18 protein-coding genes are annotated in these 22,344 nt (G+C 40.7%); 8 read left to right on the top strand and 10 right to left on the bottom strand.

Going from position 1 to position 22,344, the window contains the following annotated elements:
* Window positions 1–207 precede the first annotated feature (207 nt).
* Window positions 208–1,827, top strand: a complete 1,620-nt coding sequence (locus FTU29_RS12725) for an inorganic phosphate transporter (protein WP_180122263.1) — start codon at window positions 208–210, stop codon at window positions 1,825–1,827.
* A gap of 163 nt (window positions 1,828–1,990) precedes the next feature.
* Here the strand turns inward: FTU29_RS12725 and FTU29_RS12720 are convergent, their stop codons facing one another.
* From FTU29_RS12720 to FTU29_RS12710, 3 genes are all read right to left on the bottom strand, one after another.
* The gene (locus tag FTU29_RS12720) at window positions 1,991–3,541 is read right to left on the bottom strand and encodes a hypothetical protein (protein ID WP_180122211.1); all 1,551 of its coding nucleotides are present in this window, start codon (window positions 3,539–3,541) and stop codon (window positions 1,991–1,993) included.
* A 219-nt stretch (window positions 3,542–3,760) separates the two neighbouring features.
* Complete coding sequence (locus tag FTU29_RS12715; RefSeq protein WP_180005268.1) at window positions 3,761–3,940, bottom strand: hypothetical protein; 180 nt, start codon at window positions 3,938–3,940, stop codon at window positions 3,761–3,763.
* A gap of 246 nt (window positions 3,941–4,186) precedes the next feature.
* Window positions 4,187–4,804 carry a rhomboid family intramembrane serine protease gene (locus FTU29_RS12710; RefSeq protein ID WP_180122209.1) on the bottom strand — a complete coding sequence of 206 codons (618 nt, stop codon included), beginning with the start codon at window positions 4,802–4,804 and terminating at the stop codon, window positions 4,187–4,189.
* A 158-nt stretch (window positions 4,805–4,962) separates the two neighbouring features.
* Between FTU29_RS12710 and nfuA the strand changes: the two genes are divergently transcribed.
* Window positions 4,963–5,601 carry a Fe-S biogenesis protein NfuA gene (gene nfuA, locus FTU29_RS12705; protein ID WP_078189947.1) on the top strand — a complete coding sequence of 213 codons (639 nt, stop codon included), beginning with the start codon at window positions 4,963–4,965 and terminating at the stop codon, window positions 5,599–5,601.
* A 230-nt stretch (window positions 5,602–5,831) separates the two neighbouring features.
* The gene (locus tag FTU29_RS12700; protein WP_180122201.1) at window positions 5,832–8,024 is read left to right on the top strand and encodes a TonB-dependent siderophore receptor; all 2,193 of its coding nucleotides are present in this window, start codon (window positions 5,832–5,834) and stop codon (window positions 8,022–8,024) included.
* 38 nt (window positions 8,025–8,062) lie between these two features.
* On the opposite strand, the gene FTU29_RS12695 is transcribed toward FTU29_RS12700, so the two are convergent.
* Both FTU29_RS12695 and FTU29_RS12690 read right to left on the bottom strand, forming a co-directional pair.
* A complete protein-coding gene (locus tag FTU29_RS12695) occupies window positions 8,063–9,070 on the bottom strand; it encodes a hypothetical protein (RefSeq protein WP_180122199.1) in 1,008 nt (335 codons plus the stop codon).
* 46 nt (window positions 9,071–9,116) lie between these two features.
* Window positions 9,117–10,157 (bottom strand): alpha/beta fold hydrolase, encoded by a 1,041-nt coding sequence (locus FTU29_RS12690; RefSeq protein ID WP_373423622.1) that lies wholly within the window; start codon window positions 10,155–10,157, stop codon window positions 9,117–9,119.
* A 334-nt stretch (window positions 10,158–10,491) separates the two neighbouring features.
* Between FTU29_RS12690 and FTU29_RS12685 the strand changes: the two genes are divergently transcribed.
* Entirely contained in the window at window positions 10,492–11,106 is a 615-nt protein-coding gene (locus FTU29_RS12685; RefSeq protein WP_111884438.1) for a carbonic anhydrase, read from the top strand.
* Between the two features lie 83 nt (window positions 11,107–11,189).
* Here FTU29_RS12685 and FTU29_RS12680 read toward each other — a convergent pair whose 3' ends face one another.
* The gene (locus tag FTU29_RS12680; protein ID WP_180024090.1) at window positions 11,190–11,819 is read right to left on the bottom strand and encodes an arylesterase; all 630 of its coding nucleotides are present in this window, start codon (window positions 11,817–11,819) and stop codon (window positions 11,190–11,192) included.
* Window positions 11,820–11,830: 11 nt separating this feature from the next.
* On the opposite strand from FTU29_RS12680, the gene FTU29_RS12675 reads away from it, so the two are divergent.
* Together FTU29_RS12675 and FTU29_RS12670 are read left to right on the top strand one after the other, a co-directional pair.
* Window positions 11,831–12,562: an ABC transporter ATP-binding protein gene (locus FTU29_RS12675; RefSeq protein WP_180122197.1), complete on the top strand. Its 732-nt coding sequence runs from the start codon at window positions 11,831–11,833 to the stop codon at window positions 12,560–12,562.
* Window positions 12,559–15,060 (top strand): ABC transporter permease, encoded by a 2,502-nt coding sequence (locus tag FTU29_RS12670; protein ID WP_180122195.1) that lies wholly within the window; start codon window positions 12,559–12,561, stop codon window positions 15,058–15,060. The genes FTU29_RS12675 and FTU29_RS12670 overlap by 4 nt, the downstream gene beginning before the upstream one ends.
* Before the next feature lie 129 nt (window positions 15,061–15,189).
* Here the strand turns inward: FTU29_RS12670 and FTU29_RS12665 are convergent, their stop codons facing one another.
* Window positions 15,190–16,014 carry a rhomboid family intramembrane serine protease gene (locus tag FTU29_RS12665; RefSeq protein ID WP_180122193.1) on the bottom strand — a complete coding sequence of 275 codons (825 nt, stop codon included), beginning with the start codon at window positions 16,012–16,014 and terminating at the stop codon, window positions 15,190–15,192.
* A gap of 78 nt (window positions 16,015–16,092) precedes the next feature.
* Here FTU29_RS12665 and mtgA point away from each other — a divergent pair, with 78 nt between their 5' ends.
* The gene (gene mtgA, locus FTU29_RS12660; protein ID WP_180122191.1) at window positions 16,093–16,770 is read left to right on the top strand and encodes a monofunctional biosynthetic peptidoglycan transglycosylase; all 678 of its coding nucleotides are present in this window, start codon (window positions 16,093–16,095) and stop codon (window positions 16,768–16,770) included.
* Between the two features lie 146 nt (window positions 16,771–16,916).
* The gene (ppk1, locus tag FTU29_RS12655) at window positions 16,917–18,998 is read left to right on the top strand and encodes a polyphosphate kinase 1 (protein WP_111884435.1); all 2,082 of its coding nucleotides are present in this window, start codon (window positions 16,917–16,919) and stop codon (window positions 18,996–18,998) included.
* An 89-nt stretch (window positions 18,999–19,087) separates the two neighbouring features.
* Here the strand turns inward: ppk1 and FTU29_RS12650 are convergent, their stop codons facing one another.
* The 3 genes from FTU29_RS12650 to estB all read right to left on the bottom strand — a co-directional run bounded on the left by FTU29_RS12650 (window position 19,088) and on the right by estB (window position 22,316).
* Window positions 19,088–19,699, bottom strand: coding sequence for a response regulator transcription factor (locus FTU29_RS12650; RefSeq protein ID WP_180122190.1), 612 nt, complete (start codon window positions 19,697–19,699; stop codon window positions 19,088–19,090).
* 761 nt (window positions 19,700–20,460) lie between these two features.
* Window positions 20,461–21,366 carry a LysR family transcriptional regulator OxyR gene (gene oxyR, locus FTU29_RS12645; RefSeq protein WP_180035348.1) on the bottom strand — a complete coding sequence of 302 codons (906 nt, stop codon included), beginning with the start codon at window positions 21,364–21,366 and terminating at the stop codon, window positions 20,461–20,463.
* Window positions 21,367–21,377: 11 nt separating this feature from the next.
* Window positions 21,378–22,316 carry an esterase EstB gene (estB, locus tag FTU29_RS12640; RefSeq protein WP_078189932.1) on the bottom strand — a complete coding sequence of 313 codons (939 nt, stop codon included), beginning with the start codon at window positions 22,314–22,316 and terminating at the stop codon, window positions 21,378–21,380.
* Window positions 22,317–22,344: the final 28 nt, after the last annotated feature.

Genomic DNA, 22,344 nt, shown 5'->3' with positions numbered 1-22,344 from the left:
CATTGGGTTTTAAAGAAAATAAAGTTTAAATACGCAGATTAAATAACTGATTTACTTTATGAAAGTAGAGTATGGAAGTCGGTGTTTAACGCTTAAAAAAAACAAATAAAGCATGAAAAATTGCTTTATATGACACCGCTTTGTCATATAATTGTCATAATTAAATTGAACAATATGGGGATTTTAAAATCCTCTATTCCTGCCTGCATGAATTCTAAACAAACTCCCGTAGATTCAGCGCACACGTCGACTCCTCAAAAGTCCACGAATGTTCATGTGCCTACACCGAAATTCTTTATGCCGGTATTTTTAACGGTGATTATTTCAACGTTGATTTATATTGGTTTTCAGGTGACTGCCGATTTAGCGCATGTTCCGCCTTTAAGTCTTTATTCAATGATTTTATTGGGCACAGCCTTATTCATCGCACTTGGCTTTGAATTTGTAAATGGTTTCCATGACACTGCAAATGCAGTAGCAACAGTGATTTATACCAACGCCTTGTCAGCACCGGTTGCGGTAATGTGGGCGGGTTTCTGTAACTTCCTAGGCGTAATGGTTGCCAGTGGTGCAGTCGCTTACGGCATTATTGCCTTGTTACCTGTTGAATTGATTATGAATGTCGGTTCAGGTGCTGGCTTTGCCATGGTTTTCGCTATGTTGATCGCAGCGATTTTGTGGAATTTAGGGACTTGGTTCTTAGGCATCCCAGCGTCTAGTTCGCATACTTTGATTGGTTCTATTCTTGGCGTTGGCATCATGAACTACCTGTTAAATGCAGGTGGTGGTGCGAGCGGTGTAGATATGGAGCAGGTGCTTAAAGTCGGTAAGGCGTTATTGTTTTCTCCACTGATTGGTTTTGCATTTGCAGCCCTAGTTTTCTTGTTGGTGAAGCGTATTTTCCGCAAACAGCTAGAATTGTTTCAGCCACCAGAAGGCAATAAGCCGCCACCACCACTGATTCGTGCAATTTTGATCTTTACCTGTACAGGTGTAAGTTTTGCGCACGGTTCAAATGATGGTCAAAAAGGTATGGGGCTGATCATGCTGATTTTGATCGGATGTGTGCCATTGGCTTATTCATTGAATAAGAACTTAGATAATCAACATATTCAATCTTTCCATCAGTTATCTGCTCAAACTGCGACTGCGATCTACGCAGAGCATAAGGATATTCCTGATGCACAAGCACGTGATGTACTCACCAAATACATTCAAACCAAAGAAGTCAGCCCAGAAGTTGTGCCAGCTTTGGCAAGTTTGACCGATCATTTAGGTGAGCGTGTTGCACAGTATGGCGACTTAAAAGATATTCCTGAACAAGAAGTATCTTCGATTCGTAATGACATGTACCTCAGTACCACTGCTTTTAAACGTCTAGATAAAGCTGAACAACTACCAGCAATGGCAGAAGCTGAACAAAAGACAGTGAAGGAATATCGTAGTCACTTAGATTCGTTCTTGCAGTACATTCCAACATGGGTAAAAGTCGCTGTTGCATTGGCACTAGGTCTTGGAACCATGGTGGGTTGGAAACGTATTGTTGTGACTGTCGGTGAACGTATTGGTAAAAACCACATGACCTATGGTCAGGGTATGTCTGCCGAGCTTGTTGCTATGTCAACGATTGCTGCTGCGGATGGTTTTGGTATGCCTGTATCGACTACACACGTACTTAACTCTGCGGTTGCAGGTACCATGGTCGCGAATAAATCGGGTCTGAACTTTACAACAGTGAAAACCATTCTATCGGCTTGGGTCTTCACTTTACCTGCAACGATCTGTCTATCAGGTTGCTTGTACTGGTTATTCTTGAAAGTGTTCTAAGCAACTCAAATTCTAGGTATAAAAAAACGCTGCTTCGGCAGCGTTTTTTTATGGCTTTATCTCAGACATCACCGATTTGAATGGGATGACTGAGCTGAAATGGAATAGTCAAACTAACAAGTTGAAGCTTTGCAAAGTTCAACACTTATTTGAACCAATGCCGTTACGCTTTTTTAAACAGTCCCAATACTTTTTTCACGGGCAATTTCTCTTCAGCAAAACCATACAGCGCCGCAAAAGGTAAGGCGGTACGTGCCAAATAAGCTACACGCCATAAGCCACCATGGTTGGCACCATGCATCATGAGTTCTAAAGGATGGTCTAGCGCTGTTTCAGGGTTTGCAACTGAGTGAGGATTTCTCAAGTCATGAATCCATAAAGCCGCCATGAGTGCATTGGTGGTTTCAGGTTGAAAAGATTCAACATCAAATAAACTCGCACCATTAAATGCGGCTTTTAATAATGGATTCTTCGTCACTGAGCGAGTCGTGGTGGATGGCGCAATATTGATACTAACCCGCTGACCATTTTGACGTGCGACAGTTGCGCGCCATTGTTGGATACGTTTTGCGAGTGCGTAGTTTGGACCTTGTTCCACCACCAAACAGTCAGCGATACCATAGGATTTTCCATTGTCTGCTGTGGTGGTTTGCTCATTATTTTGCTTAAAGAAATGCTGACCTGTGACTTTGGCAATGCTTTGCGTCAATAGCTTTTGTGCAGACGCACGGTTTTGGAATTTGGCTTGCGCTGCCGTAACAATCTCTTCTGGAACCGCATAGACATCGGTCGGAGTACACATAAACATCAAGCTGGTGTCGGCTTTTTGTTGACTGACATAAGCCATGATGCTGTCCATCGCCATTGCAACACGAACATGCTTTTCACCATCTAAATAGGCAATTGCAGCCAGATCAAGTTGATGTTCACTTTGTGCAAGCCACTGTGCAATTTCAGGAATGTGTGTCAGTAAATTGGCGCCCAATTTGTGTTTTAGTTCTTGAATGGGAGTGTCTTCATGCACAGCGTCGAGACTTGGTGCATATAAAGTGGCATTACCGGCCTGAACCGTGCTTAAGATTCGATCCCAAACACGTTCATTATTGAGGTCGATAGCTACAATATTGGCTTTCCATTTTGCTAACCACGTCAGAGGGCCTGCTTCGGAGGCAGCACCAAAGAGCACCATAGTCCGATCTGACAAATCGAACCATTCTGGGTGTGCAATGGCTTCACGTAATGCGTCGGCATGACTGGCTTCAATGATGCCAGCATCTTGCCATTTTTGAATCTGAGCCAGTAAAGCCTCACCTTGAAGTTTTTGACCATGATAGGGCACATACCACTCAGGCGCTGCGACACTTTCACCTTTTAATTTCACGGTATGCAGCGGATGTGCAGTCAAAGCTACTGCATCTTTGAGCGTATACTTTTCTTGATTACGATAAAACTCAAAGACGTGATGCGCTTTATTTAAACCTTGCTCAGCAATGTTGATCGCAGCTTCAGATGATTGAATTCCTTGTTCAACCAAGGCTTTAAAATATTCAGGATATTTTTTACGCCAGTTTTTTTCTTGTTTTGCACGTACAGAAGAGTGATGGTCAACTGCAGCTAAGGCTTCAGCGATAATTTCACGACCAGTTTTAGATGTACTCGGCTTTTGGTTTGAAGCCGAAATGGGAAATTGAAGACCTTCAGTTGAACTCGACATGCAAAATATCTCAGCTAATTTTGTCATTAATATACAGATGTATACATTATCTATGCCAAATTAAAAAATAGGGTGGCATAAAGTGCCAGATTTATATGATTTGTCATGTGCTTTTGTGAACTTTCGTAGAATATACAGCGTCAATTTTTATTGTCGGAATTGAAAAAGCCTTCGGTTTGAAGGCTTAAAAGAAGAGGGCATTATATCAATAACGGCAAATCAACAACGGCCTTTTTTAGCCTGTCCGGGCGGGCAAAAGTCGCCATGGCGATCTGGATAATTATAAGGATAGTGATTACGATCTGGGTCGACCACGATACTGCCTTCACGGGTGTGAACCGCACAAGCACTCAACACGCAGGTCAACAACAAACTTGAGAACATCAGGACTATTTTCATTGGAATTTTCCCTTTTTTATTCTGTGTCATTTCAGTTTAAATCAGGGCAAGGGAAGATAGCGTTTCAATCTGCTGTGAAATTGTATAGCTCGATATTCAAAGTGCAGTGTTGGAGATGTGGGAAATTGGCTAAAGAAAAAAATTAAAGGACATTTCGATTTAACGCAGCACAATAAAAAGCCTAAACTGAAACGGTTTAGGCTGTCATTTTACTGGTTACATCAGGCTGATTTTTTAGACTTAACGTTAGAAAGGAACATTTAGTAACTGACTTAAGAAATGCGGAATAAGCTTCGGTTCAAGAATGATCGTCATGATCACACCATAAGCTGCGCCCCATAAGTGCGCGCTGTGGTTAATGTTACTGTTGCCACGTTTACCTGACCAAATACTATAAGCCACGTACAGCACGGCAAAAATAATCGCAGGAACAGGAATAAAGAATACAAAAATCAGTTTCCACGGTTCAAACAAGATATAAGCAAAGAGTACTGCAGATATTGCCCCAGAAGCCCCTAAACTTGCCCAATGGGTATCATGCTTATGTTTTAAATAACTCGGAATAATCGCAGCGATCAAACCGCCTAAATAAAACAATACAAAGCCCATGTCGAAGAAATATTGGCGATAAAAACTTTCAATCACGCTACCAAAGAAAAATAAGGTAATCATGTTGAACAATAGGTGCGCACCATCTGCATGAATAAAACCATGGCTAATAAATCGGTCATATTCGCCACGACTGAGGGCTGGCGGCCAAAATAACAAACGATTCATCACTTTCTGATTTGAAAATGCAATCAGTGAAATCACCACCGTAATCAGGATAATGGTCACGGTGTGGTTAAAGGGTAGGCCCAACATATATGACTATTCTACTTGTTAAAATTTATGCTCAATAATGCCATTAAATCTGCCTAAAGCGTGAACTTTCAGAATAATTCCGACAATTTTAGTTGATTTTTTTCTAATGCCCCGCATCTTAAGTTAAAATAGCGACTTCAGCTTGAGGAAATATTGTAATGTCGACTGAGAACAACAGCACAGCAGTTGCTGAAGAAATTCCAAACCTATTGATCACTCCAAATGCCCAAGAGTATTTGAAAGATCTTTTGGATAAACAAAATACACCGGGCATTGGTGTACGTGTTTTTGTGGAAAATCCGGGTACGCCACGTGCTGAATGTTGTATGGCTTACAGTGCACCAGAAGAAGTTGTGCCTACAGACTATAAACAAGACTATCCAGATTTCCCTGCATTTATTGACACACCGTCTATTCCATATCTTTTGGATGCGGTGATTGACTATAACAAAGACCGTTTTGGTGGTCAGTTAACTTTCCGTGCGCCAAACTCTAAAGTGCCACGTGTGGGTCCAGATGCCTCTGTAGAAGAGCGAATCACTTATGTTCTACAGTCAGAAATTAACCCTGGACTTGCAGGTCATGGTGGTAACTGTGCATTGGTAGAGGTGGTTGAAGATGCAGAACATGGTTTAACTGCAGTGCTTAAATTCGGTGGTGGTTGCCAAGGTTGTTCTTCAATCGATTTAACCTTGAAACAAGGTGTTGAAACAACATTGAAGCAGCATGTACCTGAGTTAATGCGTGTTGTTGACCAAACGGATCACAGTAATACTGAAGGTGCTTATTTCAAATAAGTTCAGTATTTTTATGAAAAGCCGCAACGTTGCGGCTTTTTTATTGTCTAAATCAAAAAAACGAAGATTTTCAGATATTTCTAGGGTTTTTACATCAAAATGATAAGCGATATCACAAATATAAATGAGAATGATTATTAAAATTAATTGCAATATTATTTATGTTGGTTACAATGTGCAACACATTATTCTAGATTTCTCCATAACTTAGCCACTTTGGGAACAACCAAATGACCAAGCATCTCCTCCGTTCAACACTTACACTTTCAGTACTAAGCGCAATGGTAAGCCTCAGCCATGCGAATGAAGCAGCAGAAGCAGTCGATGAATCTGTAGTTAAAATGGAAACTATTGTTGTTACCGCAGCAGAACAGGTTAAACAATCATTAGGTGCTTCAAAAATTACGGCAGAAGATTTAGAAAAAATGCCGGTTGTGAATGATATTTCAGAGTATGTGCGCCGTATGCCGGGTGTGAATTTGACTGGTAACAGTGCCACAGGCCAACGTGGTAATAACCGTCAAATTGATATCCGTGGTATGGGGCCTGAAAACACGTTGATCTTAATTGATGGCAAGCCTGTAAATTCGAGAAACTCAGTACGTTATGGCTGGCGCGGTGAGCGTGATACACGTGGCGATTCGAACTGGGTACCTGCAGATGCCATTGAATCGATTGAAGTGCTGCGTGGTCCAGCAGCAGCGCGTTATGGTTCAGGTGCGATGGGTGGTGTGGTCAATATTAAAACCAAGAAAGTGACCAATGAAGTGCATGGCTCTGTGGAAGTTTTTACCAATCAGCCTGAAGACGCTAAAGAGGGTGCGAGTCACCGTGAAAGCTTTAACTTAAGCGGGCCAATTCTCAAAGATGTCCTTTCATATCGTTTCTACGGTAGTTATAACAAAACCGATTCAGATGCTGCGGATATTAATGCATTAATGGACAATGGCGCGCGTATGGCGGGTCGAGAAGGCGTTGAAAATAAAGATATCGCAGGGCGCTTGGCTTGGCAGTTGAATGATCAACAAGTCTTGATGTTTGACGCAAGTGTTGGCCGTCAAGGCAACCGTTTTGCAGGCGACAGTCAAAACAGTGTATTTGATCCAGCCGATCCAAACAAAGCACCAATTTTATCCGCTTTAATCGGTGAAGAAACCAATACCATTTATCGTGATAGTTTTGCATTAACTCATGAAGGTACTTGGGGTTGGGGTGACAGTAAACTCATTGCGCAATATGACAAAACCAAAAATAAACGCCTACCTGAAGGTACAGGCGGTAGTACTGAGGGACAGATTAATAATCTCGAGAATAAACAAACGTCACATCTAGAAACCATTCGCTTTAATGCAGAAGCCAATCTGCCGTTCCAATGGTATGTCCCACAAGTATTAACTTTAGGCGCTGAATGGGTTGAAGATGACTTTACCGATACGGTTAATACACAAGCTGGCGCAGGCGGTTTTGGTGATGTGTTGACCTCAGGTGACCGTTCACACATGGATTCACGGATTGCATCGGCCTATGTTGAAAACAATATGAACTTGGGCGAAAGCACCGATGTTGTTTTGGCACTACGCTATGATAATCATAGTAAATCGGGCGATAGCTGGAGTCCAAGTCTCAATATTACGCAAAAACTTGGCGACTATTGGACATTAAAAGGTGGTGTGGCTAAGGCGTATAAAGCACCCAATATGTACCAAAATGCGGAAGGTTATCTGTTAAGCACTCGCGGTAATGGCTGTCCGATTGGGCTGAGCCAATGTCTATTACAAGGTAATGGCGATCTCAAACCTGAAACTTCAGTGAATAAAGAATTAGGTGTACAGTTTGAAAAAGACATCGTAAATGCAAGCTTTGCATGGTTCCGTAATGATTATAAAAATAAGATAGTTGCAGGGGATACACGTCTAGAAGAACTAGAAGTAAATGGAACAACATATAATGTACTGCGTTGGATGAATACGCCAGAAGCCTTGGTGGAAGGTGTTGAAGGAAGTATTTCTTTGGACTGGGGTGATATCACGTGGACCAATAACGTCACCTATATGATCAACTCTGAAGATAAACGTACTGGCAATCCACTTTCAGTGATTCCAAATTACACCATAAACTCTATTTTGAACTACAACATCACGGATCGATTAGACAGTAACTTTGTCTATACCCAATATGGTCGTCAAAAACCACGTCAATATGCAGAAACCAGTCTTGAAAGCAAAAATGGCTTGGCGATGGATAGCGTGAAAAGTTATGGCATTGCAGGCATTAACTTTGGTTATAAATTTAATGCGGCTTTAAGTGCTCGTATCGGTGTGAATAACCTATTTGATGAGCAAAAACTGCGTGATAAAACGGTCAACCAAACATATAACGAGCCGGGTCGAGCTTATTATGCAAGTTTGAAATACCAGTTCTAAGTATGTCCAAAAAGAAAAGCCGCTTAACGCGGCTTTTTTTATGTTGGGATATTTAAAATTTTCAGTGCTTCACTTGAGTAGTAGAATTGTTCTAAATAGAGACGTGAACGCTCACGCAAATAACCCGACTCAATCATTTGTTGAACGATAGGATTGAGTAAGTTTTGAAGTTCATGCTGAATCAGTGCTTCATCAATATTTAAATCACATAGCAATAAATCAAAAGGGCGTTCTGCATTGCGCACGTACCAAGCGTATACGCCATCATGCACTTGCTGTTTCATATACTCAGACTGTCGCATAAAGTCCCAAATTTCATGACCCATGGCAACTGTTTGCGGCAAGTCCTGAACTTCAACATAGTTCTTTAATACTGAAACTGGCAGCGCTTTAATTTTATGCCACAAATTGGCTTGGAAATGGTAAAGCTTATGATCATCAAAGTGCTGATTTAACACGGTTTCACTCATTTGACTGAGCTTTAAAATATTCTTTTGCAAGTATTTGCTGACCGCATTATCTAAATTGGTATCAGTGACATTTTCCAGTACCGATTTCCCCATTTTCATAAATCGTGAAACACCGGGTACCGATTTTGCAATCACTGAGTTGTCTAAATAATCTTGTATCGCATGTTGAATCAACTGACTGATCATGGCTGAAAATGCAGGATTGTTGACCATGGTATGAATTAAACGCTGACGATGTCCTTGTTTACTTGCCACATACTGCGCAATTTTATCGATGGTCAACACTGGAATGATTTCCGCAATCGTGGTGCTGTCATTTGCAGGATGAATCAGTGCAAATTTGATATGTTCAGCAATTTGTTCAATCAGAAATTGACTTGCAGGGGTATTTAGAATTTGCTTTTGCAACAAAGCATTGATTTGATCAAAACTCCAAATCTGCTGCAAAGATTGTTTACGAAACCATTGATAAAAATGGGTGAATTCAGTGGCTACGGTATCATTGTGTGAAAAGCTCTGATCTAAAAAGTTCAGTTGAGCGTCAATCAACTGCTCAATCATCGGGTTTTTCTGCATACTTTCCCTGAAGTCCCAGTGATGGGGATCTAAAAATGGCGAATGCTCAGTTTAACTGAATCAGTTTATCTACCAAAGGGTTTTTAAACTTTTGACTTTTCGCAAGGAAAGGCAAGTAATGGTCTGCAACTTGTTGTTCAGCTTCTAAGATTGGCATATGACCAACGTTATTTAAAATCACTGGGGTTTCTGCACGTTTCAGTAAAGACTTGAGTTCGCCAGCCACTTCCACATTAAAGATTTTATCTTGTTTGCCCCAAAGGATCAGGGTTGGGGCTTCTACTGTTCGTGTTAATCGAGCAAAAGTTTCAGGGGTGTAGATTCGATTGAGCGTGACGACTTGATCGATCATTTTACTAGTGAAGGGCGCACGCGCAATTAAGATATTTTCCTGCGCTTCTTTAAGCTGTGTTGGAACATTGGGCGGATTTTGCATGAGTTTATGCATAACATCATCTAAATCACCCGGTTTTGAAACGATTAAATTTTTAAGTTTATACGGGTCGCGGGTGTAACTGGTATTGGCCTGTTTATAAATGCCCGCGCTGTTGAGTAAAAATAAGCTTTGGGTGTCAAAAGGATATTGAGAGGCATATACCGTGGCAATGGAACCACCCAATGAGTGACCTGCAACATTTAGTTTATCTTCAATATCTATTTTAAGGACAAACTGGCGTAGTTGTTCCGTGACATTCGGCACTGAGACATCAAAATCGACCGGCACATGTGTATCGCCATTGGCCGGAAGGTCAGGGATGATCACGTGATAGTTCGGTGTTAAATAATGCGCAACACGATTCCAATTATCACGTGTGCCGCCTAAACCATGAATCAGCAAAATGGTAGGTTTAGAGCGTTGACCGCCTTCGCTATAACTCCAATTCACATTTCCGACTTGAACGCTGTGTGTGACTAAACCTGCCGCTTTACGTTCTTGGCTCAAATAGTTTTGCACGATAGAGGGTACAGCCAGATTTTTGCTGATGGGAGATGGATTTGCAGCCAAAGCATGGTTGGCAGTAAACGTCATACAGCAAATTGTTGCTAGCTTGAAAAAGTCAAAAACGCGTGAATGATGTCCTTTCATTGACGTTTACCCCAGTTAAATCGAATAGATATATTTTTTAGATCATTTATATGACTATTATCAGAATGGGCTGAAATAGCAAAATCGTATATTTATGAAATATATTGTAAATTAAAAATGACCTTTGTCATCCATTGCTTTTTTGACGTGGTTAAACTTGCGTTTTAATAATGTGAACCATTACAGAAAAAATATTTTTTTTTGATGAATGTAGACTAACATTTTCTATCAAGTAGCATCGTCTTAGAAAAAATTCATAGCAATTGTTTTTGCAAGTGACAATCGATTCGACTGGGATTAAAATATTGCAACTTCGGATAAGGGTAATTAGAACATGCTAACAGCAGCAGAAGCTTTAGATCGTTTAAAAAAAGGGAATCAACGTTTTGTAGACGGTGAAACGAATCACCCAAAGCTTTTGACGCATCAACAACGTGCTGAAATGGCCGAAAGCCAAGAACCTTTTGCGATTATTTTAGGGTGTTCAGACTCACGTGTTCCTGCTGAAATGGTATTTGACCAAGGCTTAGGCGATTTATTCGTGATTCGTGTTGCAGGTAATATTGTGGCACCGTCTCAAGTCGGTAGCGTGGAATTTGCAGCAGAAAGCTTCGGTTGTCCTGTGGTCATTGTATTGGGCCATACACACTGTGGCGCGATTCATTCTACGATTGAAGCTTTAACTAACCCTGCGACACCGCCATCAGCGAACTTGATGTCGATTGTGAACCGCGTTCGTCCATCTGTAGAAATACTTATGCAAACTGAATTGAAAGATGACCTTGAAAAACTTTCAATGCATGCAGTACGTTCAAACGTTTTTGCATCAGTAAATCAACTGCGTCATGGTTCAGCAGTCCTCGAAAACTTAATTGCGCAAGGCAAATTAAAAGTGGTGGGCGCTGAGTATTCACTCGAAACGGGTGAAGTAAGCTTCTACGATTTCTAAGCAAACTACAGTAAATACAAGATTTAAAAAAAGGCGCTCAAATGATGCGCCTTTTTTAACGAATCCATTTTCACCCACTAAATTTATAAGCTTGCTTTGATCAATGGATATGCATTGTTCAGCAAAATCGGTTGCGCTTTGGCATTCGGGTGAATTTGATCTTGTTGCATCAAATTTTTATGTCCCGCCACCCCTTGCATAAAGAAAGGTAATAATTTGATTTTGTACTGTTGGCTCAACACTTGATAGTTATTTTCAAAAGCTTGGCTATATGCCTTGCCATAATTCGGTGGAATTTTCATTCCAAATAAAATGACTTTCGATTTGGCCTGTTGGCTTTTTTGAATCAGCTGCGCTAAGTTTTTTTGAATTTGCGCAGGGGGCTGTCCGCGTAAACCATCATTACCACCTAACTCAATCACCACAAGGTCTGGACGATGGGTCTGCAACAGTTTAGGCAGTCGCGCTAAAGCACCACTGGTGGTTTCACCGCTGACACTTGCATTGACCACTTTATGTTGTTTCGGATACTGTTGGTCTAGACGTTTTTGTAATAAGTGGACCCAACCTTGCTGCACTGAAACACCGTAACCTGCACTTAAGCTATCGCCCAAAATCATAATGGTTTTGGCAGAGAGCAGCATCGGGCAGAACATCAGTGCAATAGCCAGCAAGTAACTCAATAGACGATTATTTTGAATGCGATTTTGCATATAGGGAAGATATGACCCAACTCACGACAGATGTTGACATCATGCCACAGGCGATTATTTCTGCACAGCAATTGACACAAAAGATACAACTTCCACAAAAACAGTTATCGATCTTTGAACAACTCGATCTTGAAATATTTGCAGGGGAACAAGTTGCGATTACCGGTCGTTCTGGTTCAGGTAAATCCACCTTGTTGGGGATTTTGGCGACCTTAGATCAGGCCAGTTCGGGACAGTTACGGGTCTGTGGTCAGGACATTCATCTATTAAATGAAGAACAGCGTGCTCAAGTCCGTTTGGCCCATATTGGTTTTGTCTTTCAGTCTTTCCAGTTGTTGCCACATTTAACGGCACTGGAAAATGTCATGCTGCCGCTACGGTTACAAGCAAATTTTCAGGTCAAAGCTGCCGAAGAAAAAGCATTAAAATTATTAGCAAAGGTTGGATTAGAACGTCAAGCGCAACAAGCTCCCAAAGTTTTATCGGGTGGTGAGCAGCAACGGGTTGCGATTGCCCGTGCTTTGGTGAGTGAACCCGATCTGATCTTTGCAGATGAACCGACAGGTAATTTAGACAGTGCAACGGCACAGGAAATTGAACAACTGTTATTTCAGTTAAATCGTGAAATGGGAACCACTTTGGTATTGGTGACGCATGATGCCGATTTGGCCCGTCAATGTCAGCGCCACTTTGAATTGGTCAATGGTCAATTGATTGAGCATCGAACAGGAGATGCTGCATGAATCTTTTGGCATTGTTTCGACCACTCTTACAGCTGAGTTTTAAAACCACGGGTGTGTATTTATTATTGATCGCACTGACCTTGGCGATCAGTGCTACCACTGCTTTAAAGTTTAGCAATGTACAAATTCAAAATGCAGTAGCGCTACAAGCTGCTGAAATGTTGGCAGCAGACTTGGTGCTGACAGCCAATGAACCAATTCCACAAGAGTGGCAACAACAAGCCAAAGCACAGCAATTAAAACAATCGAATGTCACGCTATTTAGCAGCATGGCGCACACTGATCAGCAATTTGTCATGGTCAATGTCAAAGCCGTTGATGCTGCATTTCCATTACGAGGTGAACTCGAAACAGAACCGAAACTAAACCGTTCCATACAAGCAGGTGAGGTCTGGTTAAGTCCTCGTGCCATGGATTTATTGGGTGTAAAGGTTGGAGATCAGATCAATATTGCCGATGCTGCTTTTCAAGTCAGTGCCAAAATCATCCATGACACCAATCAGGAACTCGGTTTCAGTGGTTTTTCACCGACAGTTATGATTGCGCAGTCTGAGGTGGCGAGAACCAATGCCATCCAAGTCGGGAGTCGGATTGAATATCGCCTGTTAATGGCAGGAGATGCACAAAATACCCAGCGCTTTGAAAAACTGTATAAGCAGAAATTTGGCGATCAAACAGAAAGTGGTGCTGCCAATTCAGATCAAGCGCAGGTTCAGGATGCGGCTCAAAGCAGTTTGAAATTGAGAAATGCCAGTGAAGGCAATACTCGCTTGATGAAGCCGATTGCCAACCTAGAAACGTTTTTACAACTGGCGAATATTTTAACCATCCTACTTTGTGGCATCGCCATCGCATTAACCAGTCAGCGCTATGTCCAACAAAATCAGGATGCCATTGCACTGATGCGCTGTATTGGATCGACCAAACAGCAAATATTAAGTGCTTATCTAGCTTTACTGTTGGTTGTACTCGGGCTTTCAATCCTGTTTGGAAGTTTGATTGGTCTGGGATTGGGTTATGGCTTATTGCAACTGATGCTACAGCTGATTCCAAATTTACAATTAGAGTTTTCAGCCATTTCCATGCTGCTTGGGCCACTTCCAATTGCAATATTCACCAGTGTGATTGTGCTATTAGGATTTGTTCTTCCAAGTCTTTGGCAATTATTAGGGACGCCGCCAGCACGGGTGATACGACAACAAGAGCGTTCTGTACGTTCCATGCTTTGGATGCTCAGTTTCGGCACACTCAGTTTGGTGGTGTTTTGTGTGGTATTAACTGAAAATTTACAACTCACCCTGTGGCTGATTTGCGCCATCATCTTCCTATGTATCGGCCTATATATGATGGTCTGGCTCAGTTTAAAGGCCTTGAAAAGTTGGGGGACGAAAATCTCAGCGTATATACGCACACCGTATCAAACGGCATTTCAAATTACCGCATTAGCATTGGGGCTAAGTCTGATCACGGTTTTAGCGGTATTGCGTACAGATTTGCTGGAACGTTGGCAACAACAATTGCCGCAAGGAACACCTAACCAATTTGTCTATGGATTACCTCCATTTGAGTTGCAGGATTTTAATCAACAACTCAAGCAGCATGGTTGGCAAGGGACGCCGATGTACCCGAATATTCGTGGACGATTAGTTGCCAAAAATGATCTCCCTTTTTCGGATGCCTTAATTAAAAGTAATAATTCACTACGCCGTGAATTGAATCTCACACAGGCCGCAATTTTTCCGAAAGATAATCAAATCATCGCGGGCAATCAGCAGTTTCAACAGGTTAATGAAGTGTCAGTAGAAGTGAAAACCGCACAAGAACTGGGTATTCAAATTGGAGATCGACTGAGTTTTAGCCTTCCTGAAGGGATTTTACAAGCCAAGGTAATTAACCTTCGCAGTGTGGAGTGGGAAAGCTTTAGTCCAAACTTTTTCTTTATTTTTTCTCCCCAAACCATGGATGAAAATGCTGGCAGTTACTTGGGGAGTTTCTATGTTCCACCGCAAGATAAAAATCAGTTAATTGGTCTGATTCAGCAGTTTTCGAATACCGTGTTTATTGATGTCAGTCTGATTTTGGATGAGATCAAACGCATCGTCAGCGTATTGGTTCAAATTATCACCATCTTGGCGCTGTTGGTCAGTATTTCAGGCATTTTGGTCTTGGTTGCATGTTTGAATTTATTTATGGATGAACGCAAAAAAGAAGTGGCATTACTGCGCTCCTTCGGCAGTTCCAAGCAAAAGTTAAAGTCGATGCTCAGTTTGGAGTTTGGTTTGATGGGACTAATTTCAGGTGTCGTGGCGTGTATTTTTGCTGAAGTGATCAGTGCGATTGTCAGTTATAAAATGGAACTGACCATCCAGCTACATGCAGAGATTTGGTTGATCCTCCCACTGGTCATGACCTTAGTCTGTACATTGATCGGACGTTATCGCTTAAGTTATCTTTGCGACATCCCACCCTTAGAAAGCTTACGTGAACTAAATAGTTAAGGGGGGAGATGGTTAACAGCCGAGCAAGTTAAGAGTGGAGCAGGAACCCAGTGCGCAGTCCAGATTTAGACATGATTTGATATGTTTTCAACATATCTGTGTTGATAGCCACAGGGTTCATTCCACTGTTTAACGTGCTGCGAGAGATTGCTTCATCAGCAGGATAAAGTGTTCCCAAAGCGGTAAAATCGGTTGGATTAATTGTTGGCAATGCAGATAAAACAGGTAGCATCCGACAGCTGCGGCGATTAGACCGATCATTTGAATGAGCAAGGATTGATGTAATTTTTGTCCTATATACCAAATGAAAGCCAAAGCAGCGCCCATCAACATGCCGCCAATATGCGCGGCATTGTTAATCCCACTAATCATAAAGCCCATCGCGAGGTTAATTCCCATCACCATCAATAAGGTTTTTTTATCCAGATAAAATCGTTGGTTAGGTAACATGGGGAGCAGCGAAATAATCGTCAGCGCGGCACCCAGTCCCATCACTGCACCCGATGCGCCTGCACCAATACTCGGAAAAAGTTGCTGATTGGCTGCACCTTCGGCCAATAATGTATAACTGTTTTGAATGGTTAAATAACCACTCAATAAACTTCCCATCAGTCCGGCTAAAACATACAGGCCGAGGAAGTAGAAACGACCTAACATTTGCTCGGCAACACTGCCAAAAATATACAAAGCCCACATATTCAACATCAGGTGAATCAGGCCAAAATGAAAAAACATACTGCTGAATAAGCGGATGGGTTCCTCTAAAAAGGTTAAAGGTGCATAATCAGCACCCCAACGCAAAGCATCCAGTGTGTCGGGTTGGCTAACGTTCATTCCATGCAACACTTGCCAGCCAAAGAGTCCAACATTGATGGTAATTAAGAGTGCCGTGATCCACCACAGTTGGATTTGCAGCTTACGGGTTGATACAGCAGGAGGGCTGAGTTCAGACATGCTATTCTTGTACTGTGTCAAAATATTTAAAAATAAGCTTAACATGAAAAAACAGAATTTCTGGAGTAACACACTGACATGAAAGCCTTTATTGTTCGTACATTGTTAATTCTTGTCAGTCTTGTGCTTTTGGTGCAGCTTTGGATCTTTGGTAGTCTGGTGTGGTGGCGTACACATCCTGTGGAATCCACGATGATGATGCGATTAGATTATTGGTCTGAGCCGTCTAAACCGATTAAGCATGAATGGCGTGATTATGACCAAATTAGTGACTATGTAAAACATGCTGTAGTTGCTGCGGAAGATGGTAAATTTTTACAGCATAAAGGCTTTGACTGGGAAGGCATGCAAAATGCTTTAGAGCGCAATAAAGATAAAGGCAGAGTAGTCGCAGGTGGGTCTACCATTTCTCAGCAATTGGCAAAAAACTTATTTTTATATAACAAGCGTTCATTTATCCGAAAAGGACAGGAAGCCGTTGCAACATGGATGATGGAACGCATGTGGACGAAGCAACGCATTTTAGAGGTATATCTCAACTCGGTTGAGTTTGGGGACAACATCTATGGTGTAGAAGCTGCAACACAGCACTATTTTGGTAAAAGTTCACGGAGTTTGAGCCGAGAGCAAGCGGCATTTATTGCAGCAATTTTACCCAATCCAAAATATTATGATGAAAATCGACAAGATCGTAAGCTAAATTATCGTAAGCGCATGATCCAAAAATATATGCGTTATAGCCATATCCCAGATTAATAACAATCGACACACCCGTCAAATGGCATGGTAGCGATTTGAATTACAACAAAAAGCTCATATTAATGGGCTTTTTTTATGAAATTGTCACAAATTTGAAGCATACTAAACTGAGTACAGCACACATTTTTTAATATGGGTTTGAGATGAATACTGCAGCTGAAGTCGCGCAAGTACCTACTGAATATACTTATAATGATCGTTATATTAATCGAGAGTTATCGATTCTCGACTTTCATCTGCGTGTGCTCGAACAAGCGGTTGATCCGATACATCCATTACTTGAACGCATGAATTTCTTGCTGATCTTTTCACGTAACTTAGACGAATTTTTTGAAATTCGTGTTGCAGGAATGATGGAACAGCTAGACTTAGGTAATGAAAGCCGCAGTCCAGATGGCTTAACACCAAAACAAGTATTAGATGAAATTTCTGCGACAGCGCATGCGGCAATTGAGCGCCAGTATCGTATTTTAAATCAAGAAATTTTACCCAAACTGCGTGAAGAAGACATTTGCTTCTTACGTCGTGGTGAGTTAACCCCTGCACAGTCGGCCTGGGTGAAAAAATATTTTCAAGAGCAAGTTGCTCCGGTCTTAACGCCAATTAGCTTAGATCCCGCACATCCATTCCCTCGCTTGGTCAACAAGTCGCTGAATTTTATTGTGACTTTAGAAGGGAAGGATGCTTTTGGTCGTCAGATTGACTTAGCCGTTGTACCTGCACCACGTTCGCTGCCACGTGTCGTTCGGCTTCCTGATGAATTAACCGGTGGCAAAGAGCATCATGTGATGCTATCGGCAATTATTCATGAACATGTCTCTGATTTGTTCCCCGGCATGACGGCGACGGGTTGCTACCAATTCCGCGTGACGCGTAATGCCGATTTGGCTTTAAATGAAGATGTTGAAGATTTGGCTAAAGCCCTCAAAGGTGAGTTGAATTCACGTCGTTTTGGTCGCGCCGTTCGCTTGGAAGTGACAGAAAATTGTCCGCAGCATATTTATGAATATTTGCTTGATGAGTTCGATTTAGAAGAAGAGCAACTCTATAAAGTAGATGGACCAGTTAACCTTGCACGTTTACTGTCAAACTTTAAACGTCCACATCTACGTTATGACGCGCATATTCCTGTTATACCGAAAGTACTCAAAAAATCTGAAAACATTTTTAGTGCGATGCAAAAGCAAGATATTTTGCTACACCATCCCTTTGAATCATTCGCACCGGTAATTAATTTACTGCGTGAAGCTGCACGTGATCCACAAGTTTTGGCCATTAAACAAACGCTTTATCGAAGTGGCGCAGATTCGGAGATTGTGCAAGTTTTAGCGGAAGCAGCACGTAATGGCAAAGAAGTCACCGCTGTAATTGAGCTTCGAGCACGATTTGATGAAGAATCAAACATTGCTGTGGCTAATGTATTACAAGAAGCAGGCGCAGTTGTCGTGTATGGCATCGTGGGCTATAAAACTCATGCCAAAATGATTTTGGTGGTACGCCGCGAAAACAATAAATTGGTGCGATATGTGCATTTAGGTACGGGCAACTATCATGCGGGAAATGCGCGTATCTACACGGATTACGGTCTATTAACCACAGATAAAGAACTCTGTGAAGATGTACATCGTATTTTCCAAGAATTGACCGGTATGGGTAAAATGGCGAAGCTAAAAAAACTGCTGCATGCGCCATTTACCTTACATACTCAACTCATCAATTATATTGATAATGAAATTACTAATGCTAAAGCGGGTAAGTCTGCGCAAATTATAGTCAAGGTTAATGCATTAACAGAAGTTCAGTTGATCAATAAACTGTACGAAGCGTCACAAGCAGGTGTACAGATTGATTTAATTATTCGTTCTATTTGTTGTTTGCGTCCAGGTTTACCGGGGCTGTCTGAAAATATTCGCGTGCGTTCTATTGTTGGGCGTTTTTTAGAGCATACTCGAGTGTATTATTTCAGTAATAATGGTGATTCACGTATTTTCTGTTCAAGTGCAGACTGGATGGATCGTAATTTATTTAATCGCGTGGAAGCCTGTTTCCCAATTGAAGATCCAGCCTTGAAAAAGCGTATTTATCAATTAGGTTTAGTGAATTACTTAAAAGATAATCAGCAAGCTTGGTTGCTCCAAAGTGATGGGCGTTGGATTCGTACGCATGTTCAAGAGGGTGAGGAAGCACATAATTCACAGCATGTGCTTATAGAAGCATTTAAATAAATGCGTTAGAAAAGTAAGAGGGAACAATGCTCCCTTTATTTTTTTTTAAATTTTCTAGATTGTTTTTGAATCGTTTATCTCAGCTAAATTTAGCTGTAGCTACAAATTTTTCGGTAGATATTTTTAACAAAACCATCAATTTGATACGTTGAAAGTTTTAACTCACGGACCATCTGCTCTTGAGTCGCGCTATGGCTGACCATATCTAAAATTTGGTATTCAGCTGGATTCAGACTGAGCTGTTTAGGTGCTGCATTTTGCGGACTAAAAGTTTCACTCAATAAAAATTTAGCAAAACTGGGATGCAATGCAGCGCCACCTCTTAAAATGGTTTTCAGTTGGTTGTAGGTATCTTCCATCGGTTGTTGAATCAACATATAGGCGGTTGCACCTAACTGAATGGCATGTAAGGTTAAATCTGTAGATTGTTCATTGACTAAAATGATGAGATTACTCGAAGGATAAATCTTTTTGATTTTATGGATGAAAGAGAGATCAGACTGCTGAGTGATCACAAAAAAAATTAAATTGGGTAATTGATTGAAAATTTGTTGTTCTGCATCTGCTAAGTTTTCTGTAAATGTGATGAGATCTTCAGGATAACCGAGGTTTTCTAAGATGTTAAACAGCACTGTTTTTGAAGTCATTGCTTGATGATCAATGATCAAAACGGGTACTGGTAATAAAAATTCACTCATCATACATTTCGCTCATTTATTATTTTTAATCAAATTGCATTTCCATAATGTGCATGAAAGTGAATTAGAAAAATATACCTAGAAGTAGTGATTTATATATCAAAGTATAATTAAGTTAATGTGATATAATAGAATTTAATTAATGTATGGTTTTTTGTGTTTTTCATTATATTGAATGCAAAGATTTATAGTTTTTTCGTTTTTAATTTTATAATATCTGGTTAAATAATAGTCAAGATTGGGTATGGATTGAAAAAGCAATAATTTAAATATGAAAGCTGTATTTTAACAACTGATAAATTGAACTGTTTATGTTGTGAGTTAATATTGATTTATTGCTTAGTTATTTTAAATATAAATATTAATAAATTTTCAAAATAATGTGATTTATTTCTCATCTATGTTTATTTTATAGCACAAAAATACTATTATAAAAAAAGCCGTTTGAAAATGAATCAGACATACTTTATCTAAAATACCTGAAACTAGTGATTTTAACGAAAGTTATATTTTACTAAGATGTATTTATCTTCTTACTTATCTGGCTAGTGTGAAGATATTGTCGAGGCGATGAATTGAGATATACATCAAGTCATATATTACCTTATCAGGCTACCTATTTGGGTTAGCCTTTTCTTTTTTCTAGAGAATGTATTTTTCATTTTCAATTGTAAACTCATCTCAATATTATTACTTCTGCATTATTCATTTCTGCCAAATAAAAAAGAGAGCACAGGGCTCTCTTTAATTTTCACACTGATTAGTTAGTGCAGATTGTTAGTGATTTTCTGCAAGATTTGAAGCAATACATCAAATTCACTTTGAAGCGGTGTACTCTTACGTGTTACCAATGCCAATGTGCGTGTAGGACTTGCTTCAATTTCTTTCACAGCCAAATCTTCATTGGCTTTGATCATATTGGTATGAACTGCAATTTCAGGCAATAAGGTAAAGCCTAAATCTGCGGAAACCATTTCAACCAAAGTTGGCAATGAGCTTGCTTTTAATCGATGGTCATTTTTACGTTCACCAATCGGACAAGCACTCAAAGCATGATCACGTAAGCAATGGCCTTCTTCAAGCAACATTAAACGAGATAAATCTAAGTCGTCTAATGATTTTGCTTGAGCTGCATTTTGATCAGCTTTGTTGTACACCAAGAACAATTTTTCTTTGTTTACTTCTGCAACTTTCAAGCTACGTGTATCGAAAGGAAGAGCAAGTAATACGATATCTAGATTACCGTGCTCGAGTTTCTCAACAATTTTTTCACTTTGCGCTTCATGTAAATGCAATTGAATTTTAGGTAACTGCTTATGCACTTCATCAAGTAAAGGTGCAAGAAGGAAAGGCGCAATGGTCGGAATGACCCCTAGATGTAAATCACCCGTTAGAGGTTCGCTCATTTCACGACTTAAACGCATTAGGTCTTGCGCATCTGCCAATAGAACTCGGGCTCGTCCGACAACTTGTTCGCCAAGAGGAGTTAAACGCACGTTTTGACGGTCGCGTTCTACCAATACGCCACCTAGTAAACGCTCAAGTTCCATGATCCCGCCAGACAAAGTAGACTGGGTGACAAAAGAACGACGCGCAGCTTCAGTAAAGTGTAGCGTTTCTGACAGTGTTACTAGATATGACAGCTGTCTTAAGGATGGTAATGCAGCCATAGTGTCCTAATTTATGATTTAAAGTGATCAGCAAACAAACCGCTAAGATATGGAATAAAATGCGGTGGGATATCATGCCCCATTCCATCAATTAATTCAAATTTAGCACCTGAAATAGCCTTTGCAACGGCCTTACCATGGCTTGGCGGCAGCAAACGGTCACGAGCTCCATGAACCACAATGGTTTTATGCTGAATTTGTTTATCCAACTGCAGCAGGGAACCTGTACATAATATTGCTAAAAACTGTTGAAGTACACCCGCTGGGTAATAACTCCGCTTATAGAGTTTACGTGCAGTTTGTATTGCTTCAAGCTGATTAATATAGCCTGGAGAGCCTATAATATTAAAAACTTTCAGGCTATGGTTAATAATGCCATCTTCATCGTTAGATTCAGGTTTTTCAATTAGACTAAATAATTGCTTTGGAAATGGCGGTGGAAGTAAGGGTTGGATGTTACTGGTAAAAAGCAAGCTTAAGTTGTGCACTTTGTCTGGATAGCGTGCTGCCACGATTTGAGCGATCATGCCGCCCATTGAAGCGCCTAAAATATGGACTTTATCAAGTCCCATACGATCAATTAACAGTGCAACATCGTCTGCCATATCGTAGAGGTCATAGGGCGCACCTTGATTCTCTAGACCTAAGGCAAAACGTCCCATCAATTTAAAGGTATTGAGACGTGGACCTGGGTTACGAATTTTACTAGATAGACCAATATCACGATTATCAAAGCGAATAACTCGGTAACCTTGATCTATTAGGGACTTACAAAAGAAATCGGGCCAATACAACATTTGTGCGCCGAGTCCCATAATCAATAAGATTGCAGGATCTTCAGGATGACCACCCACCTCGACATGAAGTTCAATGCCATTGCCTAACTCTACGCGAGTTTCATGCATAAAAGAGGCATAAGGTGAAATATTAAACTGAAGGGCACTATTCATTGTTATTTTCCTTTAAAAAGGACGTCTA

The sequence above is a fragment of the Acinetobacter sp. YH12086 genome, assembly GCF_013419345.1.
GTDB classification, from domain to species: Bacteria; Pseudomonadota; Gammaproteobacteria; order Pseudomonadales; family Moraxellaceae; genus Acinetobacter; species Acinetobacter amyesii.
This window is presented reverse-complemented; position numbering and strand designations above follow the sequence as displayed.